Origin of the sequence: Desulforhopalus sp. (assembly GCA_030247675.1) — a bacterium.
Lineage (GTDB): Bacteria > Desulfobacterota > Desulfobulbia > Desulfobulbales > Desulfocapsaceae > Desulforhopalus_A.
In genome coordinates this window covers 79,932-100,172 of record JAOTRX010000009.1, presented here as the reverse complement: position 1 = coordinate 100,172, position 20,241 = coordinate 79,932, and the positions used below count along the sequence as shown (strand labels likewise).

Annotated in this window: 18 protein-coding genes; 13 read left to right on the top strand and 5 right to left on the bottom strand. The window is 55.6% G+C overall.

Annotated features, from left to right (window positions below; genetic code table 11):
- Positions 1-158 precede the first annotated feature (158 nt).
- From OEL83_17825 to OEL83_17800, 6 genes are all read left to right on the top strand, one after another.
- On the top strand, positions 159-1,334 hold the full coding sequence (locus OEL83_17825) for a BMP family ABC transporter substrate-binding protein (GenBank protein ID MDK9708905.1): 1,176 nt from the start codon (positions 159-161) through the stop codon (positions 1,332-1,334).
- Positions 1,335-1,955: 621 nt separating this feature from the next.
- A complete protein-coding gene (locus tag OEL83_17820) occupies positions 1,956-2,345 on the top strand; it encodes a PaaI family thioesterase (GenBank protein MDK9708904.1) in 390 nt (129 codons plus the stop codon).
- 81 nt (positions 2,346-2,426) lie between these two features.
- On the top strand, positions 2,427-2,897 hold the full coding sequence (locus tag OEL83_17815) for a GNAT family N-acetyltransferase (GenBank protein ID MDK9708903.1): 471 nt from the start codon (positions 2,427-2,429) through the stop codon (positions 2,895-2,897).
- A 93-nt stretch (positions 2,898-2,990) separates the two neighbouring features.
- A complete protein-coding gene (locus OEL83_17810) occupies positions 2,991-4,451 on the top strand; it encodes a sugar ABC transporter ATP-binding protein (protein ID MDK9708902.1) in 1,461 nt (486 codons plus the stop codon).
- 38 nt (positions 4,452-4,489) lie between these two features.
- Positions 4,490-5,542: an ABC transporter permease gene (locus OEL83_17805; GenBank protein ID MDK9708901.1), complete on the top strand. Its 1,053-nt coding sequence runs from the start codon at positions 4,490-4,492 to the stop codon at positions 5,540-5,542.
- Positions 5,542-6,486, top strand: coding sequence for an ABC transporter permease (locus OEL83_17800; GenBank protein MDK9708900.1), 945 nt, complete (start codon positions 5,542-5,544; stop codon positions 6,484-6,486). Before OEL83_17805 ends, OEL83_17800 begins: the two co-directional genes overlap by 1 nt.
- A gap of 45 nt (positions 6,487-6,531) precedes the next feature.
- Here the strand turns inward: OEL83_17800 and OEL83_17795 are convergent, their stop codons facing one another.
- Together OEL83_17795 and OEL83_17790 are read right to left on the bottom strand one after the other, a co-directional pair.
- Positions 6,532-7,479: a DMT family transporter gene (locus OEL83_17795; GenBank protein MDK9708899.1), complete on the bottom strand. Its 948-nt coding sequence runs from the start codon at positions 7,477-7,479 to the stop codon at positions 6,532-6,534.
- A gap of 16 nt (positions 7,480-7,495) precedes the next feature.
- Positions 7,496-8,173: a metal-dependent hydrolase gene (locus OEL83_17790; protein MDK9708898.1), complete on the bottom strand. Its 678-nt coding sequence runs from the start codon at positions 8,171-8,173 to the stop codon at positions 7,496-7,498.
- A 290-nt stretch (positions 8,174-8,463) separates the two neighbouring features.
- On the opposite strand from OEL83_17790, the gene OEL83_17785 reads away from it, so the two are divergent.
- The 4 genes from OEL83_17785 (at position 8,464) to OEL83_17770 (ending at position 10,937) form a co-directional block, all read left to right on the top strand.
- Positions 8,464-9,330 carry a zinc ABC transporter substrate-binding protein gene (locus tag OEL83_17785; GenBank protein ID MDK9708897.1) on the top strand — a complete coding sequence of 289 codons (867 nt, stop codon included), beginning with the start codon at positions 8,464-8,466 and terminating at the stop codon, positions 9,328-9,330.
- A gap of 105 nt (positions 9,331-9,435) precedes the next feature.
- Positions 9,436-9,618 carry a hypothetical protein gene (locus tag OEL83_17780; GenBank protein MDK9708896.1) on the top strand — a complete coding sequence of 61 codons (183 nt, stop codon included), beginning with the start codon at positions 9,436-9,438 and terminating at the stop codon, positions 9,616-9,618.
- Between the two features lie 49 nt (positions 9,619-9,667).
- Positions 9,668-10,240, top strand: a complete 573-nt coding sequence (locus tag OEL83_17775; GenBank protein ID MDK9708895.1) for a hypothetical protein — start codon at positions 9,668-9,670, stop codon at positions 10,238-10,240.
- A 79-nt stretch (positions 10,241-10,319) separates the two neighbouring features.
- A complete protein-coding gene (locus tag OEL83_17770; protein ID MDK9708894.1) occupies positions 10,320-10,937 on the top strand; it encodes a DUF2799 domain-containing protein in 618 nt (205 codons plus the stop codon).
- A gap of 90 nt (positions 10,938-11,027) precedes the next feature.
- Here OEL83_17770 and sodC read toward each other — a convergent pair whose 3' ends face one another.
- A complete protein-coding gene (gene sodC / locus OEL83_17765; GenBank protein ID MDK9708893.1) occupies positions 11,028-11,561 on the bottom strand; it encodes a superoxide dismutase [Cu-Zn] SodC in 534 nt (177 codons plus the stop codon).
- A gap of 364 nt (positions 11,562-11,925) precedes the next feature.
- Between sodC and OEL83_17760 the strand changes: the two genes are divergently transcribed.
- Complete coding sequence (locus tag OEL83_17760; protein ID MDK9708892.1) at positions 11,926-15,009, top strand: PocR ligand-binding domain-containing protein; 3,084 nt, start codon at positions 11,926-11,928, stop codon at positions 15,007-15,009.
- 55 nt (positions 15,010-15,064) lie between these two features.
- Here the strand turns inward: OEL83_17760 and OEL83_17755 are convergent, their stop codons facing one another.
- On the bottom strand, positions 15,065-15,967 hold the full coding sequence (locus OEL83_17755) for a sensor domain-containing diguanylate cyclase (protein MDK9708891.1): 903 nt from the start codon (positions 15,965-15,967) through the stop codon (positions 15,065-15,067).
- Between the two features lie 149 nt (positions 15,968-16,116).
- Complete coding sequence (locus OEL83_17750) at positions 16,117-18,321, bottom strand: methyl-accepting chemotaxis protein (GenBank protein MDK9708890.1); 2,205 nt, start codon at positions 18,319-18,321, stop codon at positions 16,117-16,119.
- Positions 18,322-18,832: 511 nt separating this feature from the next.
- On the opposite strand from OEL83_17750, the gene OEL83_17745 reads away from it, so the two are divergent.
- Both OEL83_17745 and OEL83_17740 read left to right on the top strand, forming a co-directional pair.
- A complete protein-coding gene (locus OEL83_17745) occupies positions 18,833-18,979 on the top strand; it encodes a hypothetical protein (protein ID MDK9708889.1) in 147 nt (48 codons plus the stop codon).
- Positions 18,980-18,991: 12 nt separating this feature from the next.
- Positions 18,992-20,230, top strand: coding sequence for a multiheme c-type cytochrome (locus tag OEL83_17740; protein ID MDK9708888.1), 1,239 nt, complete (start codon positions 18,992-18,994; stop codon positions 20,228-20,230).
- The last annotated feature ends 11 nt before the right edge of the window (positions 20,231-20,241 follow it).

Below are 20,241 nucleotides of genomic sequence, written 5' to 3'. Positions count from 1 at the left end.
GAATTTCGAGCAATAGGTCGCATTTTTCCAGGCCTTGCCGGTACCGGCATGGCCTCTTCCCGCACCTTTTTTTCCGTGAATCTCAGGGTAATATTGATTATGATCGAGGTTTCTTCGGCAAAAGCATTACTTTATTCAATCCAACAAGGAGCAAAAAGATGAAGAGTATCTCAACGGTCTTCCTGGCACTGCTGTTTTCGTGCGTTCTCCTCTGTCCGGCAGGCAGCCACGTGTTTGCCGCCGACTACCCCTTCGGCCTGCTGCTGGTTGGCCCGGCGGGCGATCACGGCTGGAGCCAGGCCCATTTCGAGGCAGGCCAGGCCATGGAGAAGGTCTTCCCGGGCGCGAAAATGCTGTATATCGACAAGGTCAATCCAGCCGACCGGCAGGGAATCACCATCCCAATGCTGGTGGACGATCTGGTGTCAAAAGGCGCCAAACTGATCATCGGCAACTCCGACGATATGAAGGACGGCATCCGCGAGGCGGCGGCGATGCATCCGGATGTGCAGTTTATCCACATCTCCGGTGACGACGCCCTGACCGGCAAGTCGGGCGCCAATCTCAGTAACCTCATGGGCCGCATGGAATACGGCAAAATGATGGCCGGCTTTGTCGCCGCCATGACCTCGCAAACCGGCAAGATCGGCTACCTCGGACCGCTGATTAATGCCGAAACCCGCCGACTGACCGCCTCCGCTTACCTCGGTGCCCGCTACGCCTGGACCAAGGTCTTGAAGAAACCGGCCGCCGATCTGAAATTCAAGGTAAGCTGGATAGGCTTCTGGTTCAATATCCCCGGTGTCACCTCCGACCCGACGCTTGTCACTAATAGCTTTTTCGATGCCGGCCATGACGTGGTCATCTCCGGTATCGATACCACCGAGGCCCTGGTGGTCGCCGGCCAGAAGAAAAAGGACGGCAAAGCGGTTTGGGCCATCCCCTATGATTATCAGGGTGCCTGCGCCTCAGCACCCGACGCCTGCCTCGGCGTGCCCTATTTTAACTGGATTCCCGGCTATACCAAGCTGATCGGCGAGGCCATGACCGGCAAATGGAAGCAGCAGTTCCTCTGGCTCGGCCCGGATTGGCAGGCAATCAATAACCCCGCCACCACCACCATCGGCTTCATGCCGGGCAACGCCCTCGGCGACAGTCAGAAACAGGCCCTTGCCGACTTCCAGAAGGCCCTGGCCGGCGGCCTCAATCTCTTTACCGGTCCCATGAATTTCCAAGACGGCTCACCCTTCCTGAAAGACGGAGTTGCCGCCACCGACGACCAGGTCTGGAACCTCGCGCAACTGCTTGAGGGGATGGACGGGGCGTCTAAGTAAGGCATGGAAAATGTAGTAGGTTAAACCCTAGAGGTTGGACAACACTGTGAAATACCTTGGCTGTCCAACCTCGCTCCTTTTTGCTGACTGACATCTCCTTTCATGTCCCTTTCACACAACATCAGTGTATTTTTCAGAAATTGCGTGCTTTTATTTTCATAATTTTGCTCTTTCAATTAAGCACTCTGTCCTGGTGTGGTTTTCTGATCCGTTGAACTGTTAGTTAACTTTACGAATACCTTCGACATGAAATAATATATGTAATTACTAGAGCTTGGACCTAAAAATATTAATTGGATGGCCAGTTGACATCTCGTTTGGGTTGGAAGAGTTGCTTTCTTTTGTATTAAATTTTTCAATGGAGGTAATTATGGAAAACACAAACGCTGGCAGCTTTATAAAAAAGGCATGCGGTTGGTGTGGAAAAGCGCTCCTGTAGAGGTCTGGTGACTATTTTCCGATCCAAGCGAGAGATGGACTGACTTAATAATTTATTACCTACCAAGAGCGAGCGCAGGGAGGTTCGATTCCTCCCCTCTACACCATTTTAAAAATCTAAAAATTAACAGACTGTACGCCAAACGTCGTTGAAAAATTGTATTGGTCAGTAGGAGTTGTGTAGTGAAAAACGAGTTATTCAATAACGTTCGAAACGATCAATTTGCAAAATACTTGGGAATTGAAATACGCGAAGCACGGGATGGATACGCAGTCACCGAGTTGATACTTAATGAAAATCATCTGAACGGTGTCGGCAGGGTTCAAGGTGGCGTCATCTTCACCTTGGCGGATTACGCCTTTGCGGTCGCTGCTAATTCCGATGGCTGTCCAACCGTTGGCATGAATGTCAATATCACCTATTTCAAGGCCCCGACAGGCAAGAAATTGCGAGCAGAAGCCATTGAGATTACAAAACAAAAAAGAATCAGTGGCTATCAGGTGAGCGTCTTCGATGAAGATGGATCGCTTGTATCGATTTTTTCCGGACTAGGGTACAGAAAGACTCCCTAAAAGTATCAAGGGATGGCAGAATGGCCGATGATGGCCGAATCCGAGAATTGGCCGTACATCCAGGTGCCCTGAGAAAACCACATGATCGAAATCAAGCAATGCGTAACGGAGATGGATTTCTCCATCGCAATACAAATAACGAGAGACTATATTTCCTGGTTGAACATGGATCTGTCTTTTCAAGATATTGACAAAGAATTCTCTGGTTTCCCTGCCATGTACGGCCCTCCGCAGGGAATATTTCTTCTCGCCCGGCACGATGGCGTTCCCGCCGGCGGCGTAGGGCTGCGGGTATTTGCAGCTCCCATTTGCGAAATGAAGCGGTTGTTTGTTTACGACCAATTCAAGCACCTGGGCCTCGGCCGCAATCTGTGCACGCGACTTATCCAGGCAGCAAAGGGGCTTGGCTACCGGAAGATGCGGTTGGATACCCTCGGGCATATGCAGGCGGCAATAGGGCTGTATAAGGACTTGGGCTTCAAGGAGATCGAGCCGTACCGTTTTAATCCCGATCCGACGACAAGATATATGGAATTGGATCTGGGAAAATGATAAAAACCACACCAGCAAGCGGGCACGGCCAGGCCCGGACACCGCTGGCCAGCATAATTGGCAATCGGTAAAGACCCTGACTTTTAGCGTACAATGATCGAACTGACAGATATCCATAAAAGCTTCGGCAAGGTTCAGGCCCTGCACGGGGTAAACATGAAGGCCGAAGCGGGGTCCATCCACGGCATTGTCGGGGAGAATGGGGCCGGCAAGTCAACCCTGATGAAGGTGCTCACCGGCTTCATCACCAGGAGCGGCGGCGAGATCTTGTATAATGGCGGGAAGGCCCGCCTTGATGGACCAAAGGACGCGCTCCGTCTGGGTATAGGCATGCTCTACCAGGAACCCCTCGACTTTCCGCAACTGTCGGTCCTTGATAATTTCATGGCCGGGCGGTCGGTCTTTGCCCCAGCCGCGGCGCGCGCCGAACTGGCCGAACTGGCTGACACCTTCGGCTTTTCCCTGCATCCGGACAGCCGGGTGGAAGAGCTGACCATCGGCGAACGGCAGCAACTGGAGCTATTGCGATTGGTGAGTCTCGGAGTCATGACGCTGATCCTCGACGAACCAACCACCGGCATCTCCGAAAAGCAGCAGGAGCTGCTCTTTGCCGCCCTGCAACGCCTGAAGGCAAAGGGCGCTGCCATCCTTCTCGTGTCCCATAAGCTGGAAGAAATCGACCTGCTCTGCGATACGGTGACGGTGCTGCGCCATGGCCGGGTGGCAGCGACCCGGCAGCGGCCCTTCGACCGCGACGCCCTGCTCCATGCCATGTTCGACAGCCTGCCCGAACACCATCCGCCACCGGAGAAAGCGGCCGGAGGCGATGCGGTCCTCGAATTTACCAAGGTTAGCGGCGGTGGCGGTAGATCCCGGTTAGAGGAGATGTCGATCACCATCTGCGCCGGCGAGGTTGTCGGCTTGGCGGGGATCGACGGCAGTGGTCAAACGATCTTTCTGAAAACCGCCTGCGGTTTATTGCCACCGGAATCCGGTGAGGTCAGGCGTTTCGGGGCCCCGCTGCGGGGCGTCAGCAGCCTGACCGACAGGGCGACGGTCTTCCTCCCCGCCGACCGGCTGGCCGAAGGGCTCTTTCCCGGCATGACGGTGCGCGAGCATCACCTTCTGGCCGCGCCGGGCAGGGCCCTCATTACCTCTTCAACAGGTCTTGCCGGCACCCGCCAGGCGATTGCCACCCATAGCATCAAGGGCCAACCGGAGACACTGGTCGAGGATCTTTCCGGCGGCAACCAGCAGCGGCTGCTGCTTTCCCTCATCCCCGAGGGGGTACGGCTGATCCTCATGGAAAACCCGACCCGCGGCCTCGACGTCCACTCCTCCGCCTGGACCTGGAGCCATCTCCACCGCCGCTTGCCGGCCGATGGGGCCATCGTCTTCGCCTCCCCGGACCTTGAAGAGCTGATGAGCCAGGCAAGCCGTATCCTGGTTTTTTACAACGGCAGGATCGTCCTCGACACCCCGACCAGGGACACCAGCTACCACGCGCTTTCCCGGGCCATAACCGGCCAGGTCGAACCGACAGGGGATCGTTAGATGCCGCCATCACCCATTAGGCCATGCGGCCCGCAATCATGAAAACACCCCAGCTTGTCAACCGGCTTCTTTTTTCAAAAATCTTTACCGCCCTGTGGATTATCGCCCTGGCGGCCGGTGCAGTGAGCCTGTTGCTGCTGGCCCTCGGTATTGCCCCGGGGACCATTGTCACCACCATCGGCAAGGGCTCCGTCGCCTCCTGGCAAAAGTTCAGCCACGTTTTGTCGGTGTGGATTCCCCTGCTCCTCTGTTCCTGCTGCCTGCTCTTTACCTTTCGCGCCGGGCTGTGGAATATTGGCGTCGAAGGCCAGATGATCCTGGGGGCAATCGCCACAACCGCCATTCTCCGCTTGGGCGACCTTGGACTGCCGCCGATGCTGACTCTCAGCCTGGCGCTTGCCATGGGTTTTGTCGGTGGCGGGCTGTGGGGCGGGCTTGCCGGGCTCCTTAAGAACCGCGGCGGGGTCAACGAGATCTTTGGCGGCCTGGGCCTGAACTTCGTCGCCCAGGGCCTGATCATCTGGCTGATCATGGGGCCGTGGAAACGCGCCGGAATCGCCTCAATGAGCGGCACCGACATGTTTGCCAGGGAATTATGGATGTACACCCCACCCGGCTGGCGCTTTGCCCCGGCCGCCCTGGCCATCGCCCTGTGCGCCTTTGCCGCGACCGCTCTTATCCTCGGCGCTACCCGCTTTGGCCTGAGGATCACCGCAACAGGCAACAACCCCATGGCGGCACCGCTCTTTGCCATTCGCCCCGAGCGCACCGGACTTGCGGCCATGGCCATCGGCGGCGGTCTTGCTGGCCTTGCCGGTGGCCTGCAGGTGGCCTGTGTGTATCATCGCCTCCTGCCGCCGATATCCAGCGGTTATGGCTATCTGGCGCTTCTCGTGGTCATGCTCGCCAACTACCGGACCAGCCCGGTGCCAATCATCTGCCTGTTCTTTGCCGGTCTTGCCGCCGGTTCCATTCAACTGCCGATCGTCCTGCAGCTCGATTCGGCCCTGTCCGGGGTCATCCAGGGGGCCTGCGTGGTCAGTGCCCTGCTGGTGCACGGCCTGCAAAAACGCCAGCGGGGGGCAAGCTGATGGATATCTCTTTAGCCTCCTTTGTCGCCGCCATCGTGGTTATGGCGGCACCGCTGGTACTTGCCGCCCTCGGCGAAACCCTGACCGAGAAGGCCGGTGTCGTCAACCTGTCACTGGACGGCACCATCCTACTCAGCGCCATGACCGGTTTTGTTGTCGCCAGCCGGTCGCAATCCCTGGCCCTCGGATTTGTCGCGGCGGTCCTGGTCGGCGGCTTGGTCGCGGCTCTTCTGACGGTTATCGGCGTGTGGCTTGGCCAATCGCAGGTCGCCGTAGGCTTTGCCCTGACATTTTTATGCAGGGATCTCGCCTACTTTCTCGGCAATCCCTATGCCAGGCAGCAAGGGCCGCAACTGGCAACCATGCCCCTGCCCTTCCTGGCCGACATCCCCTTTTTCGGCAAGGTGCTGTTCAGCCATTCCCTGGTCGTCTACCTCAGTTTTCTGGCCATCCCCTGCTGCTTCTATTTTCTCTACCACACAAGATACGGCCTGCTGGTCAGGGCCGCCGGGGAAAACCCGGAGGGCTGCTGGGCCCGCGGTATCAACCCGACAAAGGTACGAATACTTGCCACCATCGCCGGCGGGATGCTCGTCGGCCTTGCCGGCGCCGCCTTTTCCCTGGCCGTCAAACCGGGCTGGGGCCAGCCCCAGGGCTGCGAGGGCATCGGCTGGATTGCCCTCGCCCTGGTCATCTTCGGCAGCTGGAACCCGCTGCGGGTCATCGCCGGGGCCTACCTCTTCGGCATGTTGCAGCTGCTCGGCATCTATTTTCAGGATTTTTTCCCGGCCATTCCGGGCCAGATCTTCCAGGTGGCACCCTTCCCGCTGATGATCTTTGCCCTGATCCTCATCCACCTCAGCTCGAAACGGCCGGGCCGGATAACCCGCCTCTTCAGCGGCAAACCGCCGAAATGGTTGGGCAAGGCCTATCGGAGATCGTAGGTTACGAAGGGTGCAGGTTGTGCGGTTGAGGTCACCTGAGCTGGCTTACGCCCCTGATCCGGCAGCCTTTTCCGAGCGCCCCGCCCCCCGCCGATTGACGACAATCAATCCTGCCGTAACCAAGAGAATCGCCACAATAAGATTGGCGGTCACCGGTTCGTCGAGCAGGACCACACCGAGAAACACCCCGGAAATCGGCATGACAAAGACGAAGGCGTGGAGAGTCGTCGCCCCGTATTTGGCGATCAGGGTGTTCCAAGCGACAAAGCCGAAGGAGGCGGTGACCAGGGCCTGGTACAACATGGCGCTCACCACCGGGGCGTCCAGGGTCCTGATCATCTGGCCATCGAAGAAATACCCGCACAGCAGATAGGCCGGGACGGCCATGGCCATAGGATAGATGGTGACCTGCAGAGGATGAAACCCGGAAATGATCTTTTTCATGTAGACGACGTTACAGGACCAGACCAGTACCGCCAGCAAGATCAAAAAATCACCATGCAGGGCTTCACCGGTCAGGGTGGCGCTATCATAAAACAGCAGGGCCACCCCGGCAAAACCAAGGACCAGGCCAGCCGCCTTGCCCAGACTGGCCCTTTCGCCGGGAATGAAAAAATGGGCGAGAATCATCACTACAAAGGGCAATACATTGGAAATGAGAGTGCCGTGCGCGGCGGTGGTCATGCTCTGGCCGAAATTAAAAAGGGCCAGCTGGCAAAAGAAAATCACACCGAGCGGCGCCAGCTGCCGGACCTGATGGCGGGTAAGGGCCAGCGGTTTGCCGGTGCAGGCTGCCCAAAACATCAGCACCGCCGTCGCCACACCAAAGCGCAAACCGGCGGTGGTAAAGACCCCGATGCCGGTGAGGCTTATCTTCACCGCCACCGTGTTGGCACCGAACAGCATACACAAAAATACGGTGTACAAGGATACCGCAAGGGGCAGTCCGCTGTCGGCCGCTACCGGCATACTGGTAACGCTCTCTGTTTTCAATGAATCTCCAAGGTCCCTACAGGACCATTTCTTCACCGTAGCCCATGACCACGGCCTTCTTGCCGATCGCCTCGACCTGCCTTTTAAATTCTGCCGGATCGGCCTCGATGACCGGGAAGGTGTTGAAGTGCATGGGGATGGCGACACCCGGCGCTGCAAGTTCAACCGCCTTCACCGCATCACCGATGCCCATGGTGAAGTTGTCGCCGATCGGCAACAGCATATAATCGAGCGGGGTCATTTCGCCAATCAGTTTCATGTCGTAAAAAAGGCCGGTATCGCCGGTATGGTACAACGACTTGCCGTCGATGGTCAGCACCACCCCGGCCGGCGACCCGCCGTAGGTGTTATCCGGGGTCATGGAACCGTGATGGGCGATGGTGAACTTCAGCCGGCCGAAGGGAAAGTCATGCCCCCCGCCGATGTGCATGTTATGGGCGCGAAAGCCCTTTTCGATGCAGTAATTGGCCAGCTCGTTGACGCAGATAAACAGCGGATTGGTGCGTTTGGCGATCTTGAAGGAATCCCCCACATGGTCGCCGTGGGCATGGGTCAGGATAATGAAATCGGCGGCAACATCCGCCGACCCGACCGGCGCAGTCGGATTGCCGTCAAGGAAGGGGTCGATAAGAATGATCTGTCCGGCATCGGTGGTAATCTGGAAGGACGAATGGGAAAAGTACCTGAGTTTCATGTCTTTCTCCTTGATGATTAAATTTCCACGGGAAGGATGTTCTACAAAGGACCAATGCATCCGGGACACTCCATTTAAAGATCGTTCCTATGATACCCCTGTACCGGCAATCACTTCAAAAGAAATTCCATTGGGACAGCAATTGATGCTCCGAACCGGCAGAATTTCTTGGGCAACCTGGACTTGAATGGGAGTGTTCCTAAAAAAATCTTGTCTGTCGGTGATAATGCAATATAGTTGCATAACCTAATTTGCCCAACATGTATTTCCCCTCTTGCCGGAGAACTGCAATGAGACATCTCACCTACACAATTTTTTTCTTATTATTTGCATTGTTATCTTCCCAACCCCAGGCTGCCGCCCGGCCTGAGGAAATGGTCTTTGTGTCGATCCTGCCGCAGAAATTTTTTATGCAACAAATTTGCAAAGACAGCCTCAATATCGAGGTCATGGTCGCGCCGGGGGCCAATCCCCATACCTACGAACCAAAACCCTCGCAAATGCGAAAACTGGCGGCGAGCCGGGCCTATTTTGCCATAGGCATGCCTTTTGAAGCGACCTGGCTGGACAAGTTTACCGGTGTTAATCCGAAGCTGAAGATTGTTCATACCAACGCCGGCATTGACAAACTGGCCATGGTCGAGCACCACGACAATGGCCACGGAGACGAGGGATCTGATCCACACATCTGGCTGTCGCCTACCCTCGTCAAAAAACAGGCGGAAACGATGACCGATGCACTCTCCGGCCTGTTCCCCGACAAGGCCTCGTTTTTCCGGGAAAATCTTGCTGCCTTTACCAAAGAGATCGACATCCTTGATGGCGAGTTGCGGTCTACTCTCAAGGGCAAGGAGGGTCTGCGCTTCATGGTCTTTCACCCTTCCTGGGGATATTTTGCCAGGGATTACGGTCTGGAGCAGGTGGCGGTGGAGATCGAGGGCAAGGAGCCGAAACCCGCGCAACTGCATGCCCTCATCAAAGAGGCGCGGGCACAAAACATCCACGTCATCTTTGCCCAACCGCAGTTTTCCTCGAAAAGCGCCAAGCTACTGGCGAGGGAGATTGCCGGCGAAGTGGTGCTGATCGATCCGCTGTCGGAAAACTGGTTCGACAATATGCGGCAGGTTGCGGGCAAACTGCGCATAGCGGCGAAATAGGCTATTCCAGGGGCAAAGCCCGGCATTGCGACTTGTCCCCTTGTGCCGCCACGATTTTTTATACATACTAAGGAAAAGCCACACCGTGCAAAAGGGAGACCCACAATGAACTGGAAAAATGCAGTCTCAGGGCGGACAGTAGCCCTCACCTGCGTATTTGCCTTCCTGCTCGCCCGCCTACTCCTTGGTTGCGACCGGGAGCCGCCGCAGGGTGTGCACAATCCCAGTAATCCCGTGGCAGGACTTTCGGCAACAGATGGCCAAACAAAGCCAGTAGAACCGCAATGATGGATACAGGCCGAGAGACCCAAGCCCCCATCCTTGGAGAGGAAATACAATGAAAGCATCCGTCCTGGTATTTTGTCTCGGCCTCTTGCTTGGTGGCTGTTCCTCAGTCACCTCCCAATTTCCTGTCGGCCTGGACGATTACCAGGTAACGGCCAAGGACTGGGCCGGCACATGGCTCTGCGGCGACGCCCTGATTACCATCAAGGTGAAGGACGAGGCCAAGGGCATCCTGCAACTTGCCTGGATTGAGGAAAAATCCGGCAATCTGCAATTCGAATCAATAATATGCCAGGTCAGCAAGGGCCGCAAATGGTTGTTTGCCAACGTCCTGGAAGAGTCCGGCAAGAAGGCCGACGGCACCTATTTTTGGGGAAAAATCGCCAAGGAAGACAGAAAGATTGTCATCTGGCGGCCATCGGTGGCTGCCTTCCGCGAGGCGGTGGCGGCAAAGCGCTTGCAAGCCATGGCCAGCACCACCGATCCCAACAAGACCGACACCTACCGGGATGACTCCGTGCACCTTCTCGATAAACCGGAAACGATTATTGACCTTGTGGAAAGTGGCGGCAGCACCTATTTTGAATGGGAAGAACCGATGATACTGATAAAGTTCGGCAATTAACCTGAACTCCACGAAGAGGAAAACCTGTATTCCCGTAAATTCCTGCGAAACCAAAGGTTGCCTTGCAAGATGAAGGTATTTGGCGGCCCAGGAGGGAATTATCAAGGTGCTCCTCGACAGGGGACTGCAACCCGGTGAATACTACATGAAACCACAATGGCTGCTCTATTTGGCAATGGCGGGGCTTGTCGGTTGTGCCTCAATGACCAAGGAACAATGTCTTGAGGCCGGATCGACCTCATGGGAACACATCGGCTGGGCAGATGGCCGGGATGGCTGGGACCCGGAACAGCGCCTTGCCATGCACCGCGAGGCCTGTCAGGAGGTTCGTATCCTGCCGGACCGGAAGACCTATATGCACGGCTGGCATAACGGCGTTATCGAATACTGCACCCCGGACCGTGGCTATGAAGTCGGCCTGAGCGGCAGCAGCGGCAACAGCAGGGTTTGCCCCGGCGATACCGGCTACCTGTTTGCCGAAAATGTCGAACTTGGTCTGCAAATCTATAACTTACGTTCGGAAATCGCCCGGCTGGAAAGCGAGATATCCAGCTACGAACAAAGACTTACCGACAAAAAACTCGACCGCGAAACCAAACGCGATCTCCACACCATGATTCGCAATCGCGATACCGAACAGTCCCATCTAAGGATGCTCCTCAATGAGGCCCTGGCAAGACCGATCATTCGCAACTGAACCGGGTAACCACCGAAGGCTAGTAGTGCGAAGCGCTCGATGGTAACAATGCAGCCACTTGCAAGGACTCCCAGTTTTCCCTGTAGCTGATCAGTTCCCGACCACCCCACAGGCTACACGCGCACCACCCCCGCCCAGCTGTTTGGGGGCATCGGCATAGTTGTCACCACCGGCATGAATCATCAAAGAGCGGCCTGCCAGATCGTCAAGCTTCAATCTAGGTGCCAGAACCGGATGGACAGCCATCCCTCCGGCATCGACGAACAAGGCGGGCAAATCGCCCAAATGGCCGGCACCGTATGGCCCGGCATGAACATTGGTCTGGCCTGGATCATAATGACCACCGGCTGCCATGCCGGCTACCTTATTACCATCCTTTTCCATCGGCCCGCAATTGCCGGCCGCATGGACATGGAATCCGTGCAAACCAGGAGTCAGCCCCGATAGATTAGGGGTTAAGAGTGTCCCGTAGGGGGTCTGTTCGGCCTTGATGGCACCGATTTTAGTCGCAACCCCTTCGTGGGAAACATGATGGATGTCAATGACCATTTCCGCTGCTCTTCCTCCTGCCGCCAATACCATGCCTGCTAGAAAAACGGCAGTTACTACCAGTTTCTTTTTCATAATATTCCCCTTTTCGGTGGTATTGCCTGACGACTGTCGTGAAATATAGGTTTACACGGTCTTGATCTGCCGAAACTGCCATCTACGGCATGCCCGCTCATTCGAAACCATCGTTTATGGCATACGGATCGAAAAACCGACCGCCTGGCAAATCGCCCGCCGGTCATCCCCACAAGGTAATGCGCCCGGCAATTCGGTCAACAAAGAATTTTGCTGTACTTTGACCATGACCACCGCCTACAATACATTGACCAGGACAATGCGGACCTAAAGCCGAATTAAAAAGCCTGCCTGCCCAAACGAAAGCTATTCTTTTGGGTATAAGGCTTTTTTGCAATAGCTTGAAGAAATATCAGTGCGGACCATGATCAAAGACCCTTCACATCAAGAGTTGCAGGAAAAAATTATCGACCTGGAACAGCAATTGTTCGCCTGCCGGCAACATCAAGGGATTCTCGTGGAGAGCGAGAAACGGTATCGAACCATCTTTGAACAGGCTGCCGTCGGCATTGTCCACTGCAATCTCAGCGGCCAAATACTCTCGGCCAACAGTGGTTTTGCCAATTTTCTCGGCTACTCGACAGAGGAACTGCTAAACCTGTACATCAAGGAAATAACCTTTCCTGAGGATATCGCCGCCGATTCGCAGAGCATAGGCGAACTGGCCGCCGGTAAAGCCACTCGCTTTGCCAAGGACAAGCGGTATGTGCGGAAGGATGGCTCTGTCGTCTGGGGCCATGTCACCGTCTCGGTGCTGGACGATGAGAAGGGTAAGCCAATGATGTTGCTGGCAACCACCCAGGATATTCATAGCCGGAAAATGGCAGAAGATGTCATCGCCCGGCGAGTTCTCTCCCTGACCCAACCACTAACCGGCGCCGCCTCGGTGTCCTTTGAGGACCTTTTTAATCTGGATGATATCCAGCGCCTGCAAGATCAATTTGCCAAGGCCACCGGCGTTGCCTCAATCATCACCCGCACCGACGGCACTCCCATCACCAAACCCAGCAATTTTACCAGACTGTGCAGTGAACTCATCCGAACATCAGCGAAAGGTTTGGCCAACTGCCGCAAATCCGATGCAGCACTTGGCCAGCTATTAACCACCGGGCCAATCGTCCAGCCCTGCCTCAGCGGGGGCCTTTGGGATGCCGGAGCGGGCATTTCCGTCGGCGGCCGGCATATTGCCAACTGGCTGATCGGCCAGGTTCGTGACGAAACCCAGACAGAGGAGGCAATCCGCCGGTATGGGCGGGAAATCGGCATCGATGAGGAGCAGATCGCCAAGGCCTTCCAAGAAGTGCCAGCCATGTCGCGCCGGCATTTTGAGGAAATCTCCGAAATGCTCTTCACCCTTGCCAAGCGTTTATCGGCAACCGCCTACCGAAACCTGCAACAGGCCCGTTTCATCGCCGATTTAAAAGGCACTGAAGAAAAATTGCGGCACAGTGAGAACCGTTTGCGCTTTGCCCTTGAGGGTGCCAATGACGGCCTCTGGGACGCAGACCTTAAGACCGGAACGGTTTTCTTCAGCCAACGGAGCCAGGAGATCCTCGGCCATTCGAGTGATGACGCCGCCAACGCCCTGTCGGATTGGCGATCCCTCGTTCACCCCGATGATTTCGAGAAGACCTGGGCGCTGATTGTCGCCCACATGAAAAAACGGACCCCCATTCTCCGCATCGAACACCGTTTGCACATGAAAAACGGCAGTTGGAAATGGGTCCTGACCCGCGGCAAGGTCGTTGAATGGGCGGAAGATGGCCGTGCCCTCCGCCTTACCGGCACACTCACCGATATCAATGACCGGAAGAAAATCGAGGAGGCGCAGATGTTCCTCCTCACCTGCGACCGCACCAACCCAGGCGAGGATTTTTTCAAATTGCTGGCCAGGTTTCTCGCCGAATTGCTGCACATGGATTTTGTCTGCATCGATAAACTTGAAGGCGATAATCTGTCGGCACGGACAGTGGCAATTTTCCACGACGGCCAGTTTGAGGACAATATCAGCTACACCTTGGAGGATACGCCCTGCGGTAAGGTCGTTGGTGAAACGATTTGCACCTTCCCGAGCGCCGTGCGCCACCTCTTCCCGAGTGATTCAGTGCTCCAGGAAATAGCCGCAGAAAGCTACGTTGGCACCACCCTTTGGGGCTCCAGCGGCACGGCAATTGGATTGATTGCCGTAATCAGCCGCCAGTCCCTGGAAAATCCCACCCCGGTTGAATCTGTCCTGAAACTGGTGGGTATCCGCGCCGCCGCCGAGCTTGAACGCCGCGAGGCCGAACACGAAACGGCCCTTCTGCAGACGCAGCTTATTCAGGCCCAGAAGATGGAGTCCATTGGCCGCCTCGCCGGAGGGGTCTCTCATGATTTCAATAACATGCTGGGAGTGATCCTCGGCCATGTGGAGATGGCCGAGGAGTATGTCGATCCGGCCAGCCCCATATCTATCGATCTCCGCGAGATTAAAAAAGCCGCTAGCCGCTCCGCCGACCTCACCAGGCAATTGCTCGCCTTTGCCCGCAAGCAAACGGTCTCCCCCAAGGTGCTCGATCTCAATGAGATAGTGGAAAGCCTGCTGAAAATGCTCCGCCGCCTGATCGGCGAGAATATCGACCTGACCTGGCTACCCGGCAAAAATCTTTGGCCGGTACACATCGATCCCTCTCAAATTGACCAGATTCTCGCCAATTTGACCATTAATTCCCGGGATGCTATTTCCGGTGTCGGCCGGATGACTATTGAAACAGCCAATATGGACATTGACGAGGATTACTGTACCAACCATGTAGGTTTTATGCCGGGCAGCTATGTTACCCTGACCGTCAGCGACACCGGCTGCGGGATGGACAGAGAAACCCGGGAACACATCTTTGAACCGTTTTTCACCACCAAGGAAGTCGGCCAGGGAACCGGCCTCGGCCTGGCGACAATTTACGGCATAGTCAAACAAAATGAAGGGTTTATAAATGTCTACAGTGAACCGGGCGAGGGTGCAAGCTTCCGCATCTTTTTCCCGAGATATCGTGGAGAAAGCCTGAAGATCGACCAGTACAAACCGCTTGAATCCCCGGAACAGGGGCGAGAAACGATCCTTCTTGTCGAGGATGAGCCTTCCATCCTGCAGCTCGGCATTCGCATGCTGGAAAGGCTCGGCTACCACGTCCTTCCGGCCCCAACCCCAAATGAGGCACTAAAGGTAGCGGAGCGCTATGAGGGAGAAATCCACCTGCTGCTGACCGATGTGATTATGCCGGAGATGAACGGCCGCACCCTGGCAAAACAACTGCGCTCCCTGCATCCCCGGATGCGACAGATGTTTATGTCAGGCTACACTGCCGATGTCATCGCCCACCATGGGGTCCTTGATGAAGGGGTGCAGTTCATCCAAAAGCCCTTTACCAAGGCGGAACTGTCCATCAAGGTTCGCCAGGCCCTGAAATAGGTTCATTGGGCCAGCTTCCTGCGGCAACTTTCATGTTCAACACTTCTTTTCTGGTTCAGCCAAAAGTAAGGCGATTTCGCCCCAGCCGTTTACTGTCATATAAGAGGGTGTCGGCCCGCTTTACCATGCTATCAATGGTATCGGTTTCTCGAACCATGGTCGCCCCAAGGGAAATAGTCACGCTGAGTTTTTCCCCGGCATGGACAATGTAGGCCTGCTCAACCAGAACCCTGATTCTGTTGCCCATAAGCTCCAAGTCCTCCGGCTCGATGTTGCGGATGATGCCGATAAACTCCTCGCCACCCCAGCGGCCATAAATATCAAAGGGCCGGGAGCTGGCAATAAAGGTACCGGCGACAAATTGCAGAACTCGATCCCCTACATCGTGGCCGTAGCTATCATTGACTTTCTTAAAATTGTCGATATCGATAAAGAGGATGCCAAACGGCACACTGAAGCGTTGCATCTCTTCAAACCTGGCCAGCAGTTCCCTTTCAAGATAATGCCTGTTTGCCAATTGGGTGAGGTTGTCGAGGAGGGCCAGTTTTTCCAACTCTTGGACCCTGGCGTTATTGAGCAGTATGGAACTTAAATCGGTAAATAATTCAATGCCGCCAACTACAGTGCCCAACGGATCCTTCAAGACACTGACCCGGACAAACACCGGCACCCGGTGCCCATCCTTGTGATGCAGAAACACCTCGGCCTCCCGGTCCTGGCCATCAGCAACAGTTGCCGCCAGGGGACAGCGGCCGAGGCAGAGGCTACAGCCATCACTGTCGACGTGGGTGAGGATGTTATCAAAGCACGACCTGCCAACGACCTCGGCTGAGGAAAAGCCGGTAATCCGCTCTGCCGACTTATTCCAATAGGTAATCATCCGGTTCGTATCGACCACATACAAGCCATCATGGAGGCTCTCGATAACCTGGGCGAAGGATTCCTCGCTGACCTGCATACCTGTTCCCCCTCGGCGCACAGCCAAGCCATCCGCCTTGACATCAAGCCCCAGCCGGCAGCCGTGTTGCCGGCGTTTAGGCGTTACAAACCATGGCGGTCGCTGTCAGCAACGGGACCGGCCTGACCTGACCGGCCGCCGCCCGGCTCTTACCTCACCTTGAAACTGCCAACCAGACGGCTCAGTTCCCCGGCCATAGCCTGCAGTTGTTTGGCGCTTTCCTTGACACTGTTGCTGCTGCCGGCAATCGCTTCCGATGCCGCATTTACCATGGCGATATCCTCGGCCATCTGGGTGGCGACCTGGGAACTGAGTCCGACATTCTGGTTGACCTCCTGGATGCCAATCGAGGCCTGGGAGATGTTTTCAGCAATCTCCCGGGTGGTTACCGATTGCGATTCGATGTCACCGGAAATACTGGAAACAATGGCGTTGACCCGGGTAATAACCTCGGCAATCTGATCAATCTCCTGCACCGTCTCCGAGGTTGTCGCCTGGATGCTTTCAATCTGCTTTTTGATATCCAGGGTGGCGATCGCCGTCTGCCGGGCCAGGTCTTTGATTTCATTGGCGACAACGGCAAAACCCTTACCGGCATCCCCTGCCCTGGCCGCCTCGATGGTCGCGTTCAGGGCCAGGAGATTGGTCTGTTCGGAGATCTCGGTGATGGTCTCGGTGACCTTGCCGATAGAAATTGCCGCCTGCCCGAGAACCGCCATCTTACTGGCAGTTCCGTTTGTCTGTTCAACCGCCTTGCCGGAGATTGCCGAGGCCGACTCGACATTTTCAACGATGGCGCTGAAGGTACTTGCCATCTGCTCAGCGGCATTGGACACCATGGAGGTATTGGTGGACGACTCCTCCATCGAGGCGGCAACCGCCGTGAGGTTTGAACTCATCTCCTCGGCTGCTGCCGCCACATTACCGGCACGGCTGGTTGCCTCATCCGATTTCTCCGCCATATCCGCCGAGATATCCAGTAATTGATGGGACGATTTCTCCACCTCGACGGTATTGCTGGAGACCTGGGAAATGATCCCCTGCAATTTCTCGACAAAGACGTTGAACCATCGCCCCATTTCGCCGATTTCATCATTGCTGGTTTGTTCAAGCCGCATGGTCAGATCGCCCTCGCCCTCGGCGATGTCACGCAGACGGTTAGCAGCATTCTGTACCGGCCGGGCGATTCCCCTGGCGACAAAGAACCAGATAATAGCCGCCACGCCAATGGAAAGGAGGATGAGACCGATCATGGTGTACATGCTTTTCTGTGCCTTCTCCTCTATCAAATGCGCAGATCCGAGAATCTCGTCCTGATAGGTCCCGGCAAGAATGACCCAGTCCCACTTTTTAAAGTAACTGTACTTGTATAGCCTGACGCGCGATTGCCGCCCCCCATCTTCTTTCCAGGTCGCCTGCAAATCTCCGACTTTACCCGAGCCCAAGGCCATTGCCCCTTCGATAATCTTCTTGATGTAGGGCTGACCATCAGCATCGACTTTATCAAGAACGACCTTGCCGTCATTGGTGCCGCCCTGGGAAATGACATAAGCACCTTTGCCGTCGAGGACCTCGACATTACCGGTTTTGCCGACGACAATCTCCATTATCGCCTTGCGCAGGGAAACCGTGCTTTCCTGAGGGACACCGACAAACAGCATACCGACAATCTGCTTGGAGGCGTTGATGATCGGCTTATAAGCCGTGATATACCAGGCGTTGACCACAAAGGCCCGGCCGACATAGGTTTCTCCTTTCATCACCGCCTGGATGACGGCACTGGCTGTACCATCAGGGTTTTTGCTCGGGATGAAGGTGCCGATCGCCCGTTTGCCATCGGCCTTCATGACGTTCGTCGCCACCCGGAGCATGTCGCCAGCGTCATTCATCTTCTGAAAGATAGTGCAGGTGGTGGTGACCAGATTTTTCACCTCGTCGACCACCGGCACCACCATTTCCTTCTCTTTGATTTGGCCCAGCCATTCGTCGCCAACCTGCATTTTCGGCAGGGCTATCGTCAATTTTTCACTGGAAAGCTGATTAACCGCATCCCAGTTCACCGTTTCCTCGCTGAGGTTGATCCCGCCCTTCTTGCGGGCGATATCTTCGGCAACATTGAGAGAGGAGGCAATTTCCTTTTCGATCAGTTCCTGCTGCGTTGTCGCCAAGGTGTACACACTCTGCACAAGATGGCTGAAATCGGCATCCGCCAGGCGCATGCTCTCTTCCCTGGCGGTTGCAGTGCTCTGCTTGTTTTGGATAATAACCACAGACAAGGCAAAAATCAGGGGCAGGGCGGTGAGGGTTATCCCCATCAGAAGCAGCCGCATCCGCAGCTTGAGTTTCTTGAACATCTCGACCTCACTGACAATAAAAGATTGCAAATTCCGCCCTACCCATTGCCCCCACTTGACCCAGGGAAAGAGCGCTTAACCCGGGGCGCCATTCCACCCCCTGCAGCAAATCCTTGCTGCACCACTCTCGGAAACCACTTTGTGCTTTCTCAGCACTTTTTCCGTGAAGGAAACTTCCCTTCCAGAGGCGTCGAAAAATCCCCACCGCCCGTGAGAAATTTCCCATAACCGGAAAATATTCGTATATATTCTTATATGTTAAAAAAAAAGGCAAAGCAAGGAAGCGCCCCGATAAAAAAGCAAAAATTTCCCAAAGTTGCCCTGTATTAGCTGATGTAAGGAGTAGGTTCCGCTCTTTCTTTAGTTGACACTTTGGCAATTGTCGCGGATCATGGGGGCGTTTGCATCCGGCCGTGTCAGGGTTCCTGACTGAGTGGCCGGTACACATCACGACCTCGAGCATAGGTCTTGCCAAAACCGGGGCGTTTCCTGTCAACTAGCGAGAATTTCTATGGAACAGCAGCTGTCCTTCACCCGAATTTTCCTCATTTTGCTCCTTGTCTGCCTTTCCGGTGCCGCCCAGGCAGGCACGCCACCAGAAAAGATCCGCATATTCTTTTCCGGCAATGTCCTGGCCGAGCTCGGGCCCTGCGGCTGAAGCAGCAATCAAATGGGCGGTCTGTCCAGAAAAGCACAGCAAATCAGCCTACTCGGAAATAAGGACATAAGCCCGGCGATCCTCCTCGATGCCGGCAATGTTTTGTTCAAACAGCCGGTTATTGCCCGTTCCCAAGAACTGCTCACCGCCTCGGGAATGATGAACATTTACCAACAGATGGGTTATGACGCCGTCGCCGTCGGACCGCATGATGTTGCCGCCGGCATAGCCTTTTTAAAGACCGGTCAGGCCCGTAATTTCCCCTGGCTGTCGGCCAATCTCACCGATAAAGATCATGCGCCGATCTTTCCCGGCAACAGGATCCTGCAGCGGGGTGCCATGAGAATCGGCGTTATCGGACTCACCGGTCCGCTGCCCAAGACCTCGCGGGAAACCCTGGTCGCCGACTGGCGCAAGGTCCTGCCCGAACACCTCGCCCAGGTGGCGAAACAGTGTCAGCTGATCATCGTCCTCTCCAGTCTCTCCGCCGAAGACAATGCGGAAATCACCCGGCAGTATCCCCAGATCAACCTGCTCATCACCGCTGATCTGCGGCAGGGCAATATCGACCCGCAGCTTGACAACAAGACCCTGATCACTCAGACCATGGGGCAGGGGAAATACCTCGGCATGTTAAACCTCGATTGGATCCCCGGTAGTTCCTGGGCAGGCACCCGGAAACAGGAGCCGAATACCAGCAGTTATGCAGGCAGCTTTATTGCCCTTGGCAAAAACATCGCGGAAGATCCGAAGATCGCGGCCCGTGTTGACCAGATTAAGGAGCAGATTGTTACCCATAATAAAAAAACCGCGGCCAATGCAAGCATATCGAATACTTCTGAGGACAAGGCCATGGCCGGCCTGGCCGGTTCCAGCAGCTGCCGGGAATGTCATCCACTCCAGTCCGGGTTCTGGCGGTCAACCAGACACTCCGAGGCCTACACGGCGCTACAACAGCAGCAGCAAAACTTTAACCTTGATTGCCTGCCCTGCCATACCACTGGCAATCGCCCCCTGCCAAAGGCAACTGCCCCACCGGTTGAGACCCTTCTCACCCTGCCCTCTGATCTGCAGGCAGTGGGCTGCGAGACCTGCCACGGTGCCGGATTGGCCCATGCCAAGTCCCCAAAACAGATAAAACTCCGGGGTAAGGTGGAAGAAAAGACCTGTGTCGTCTGTCACACCAAGGAAAGGGACCCGCTCTTTGATTACCGGCGGAAGATCGACATGGTCAGTTGTCCCGCCGGATAGCGGATAGCTGG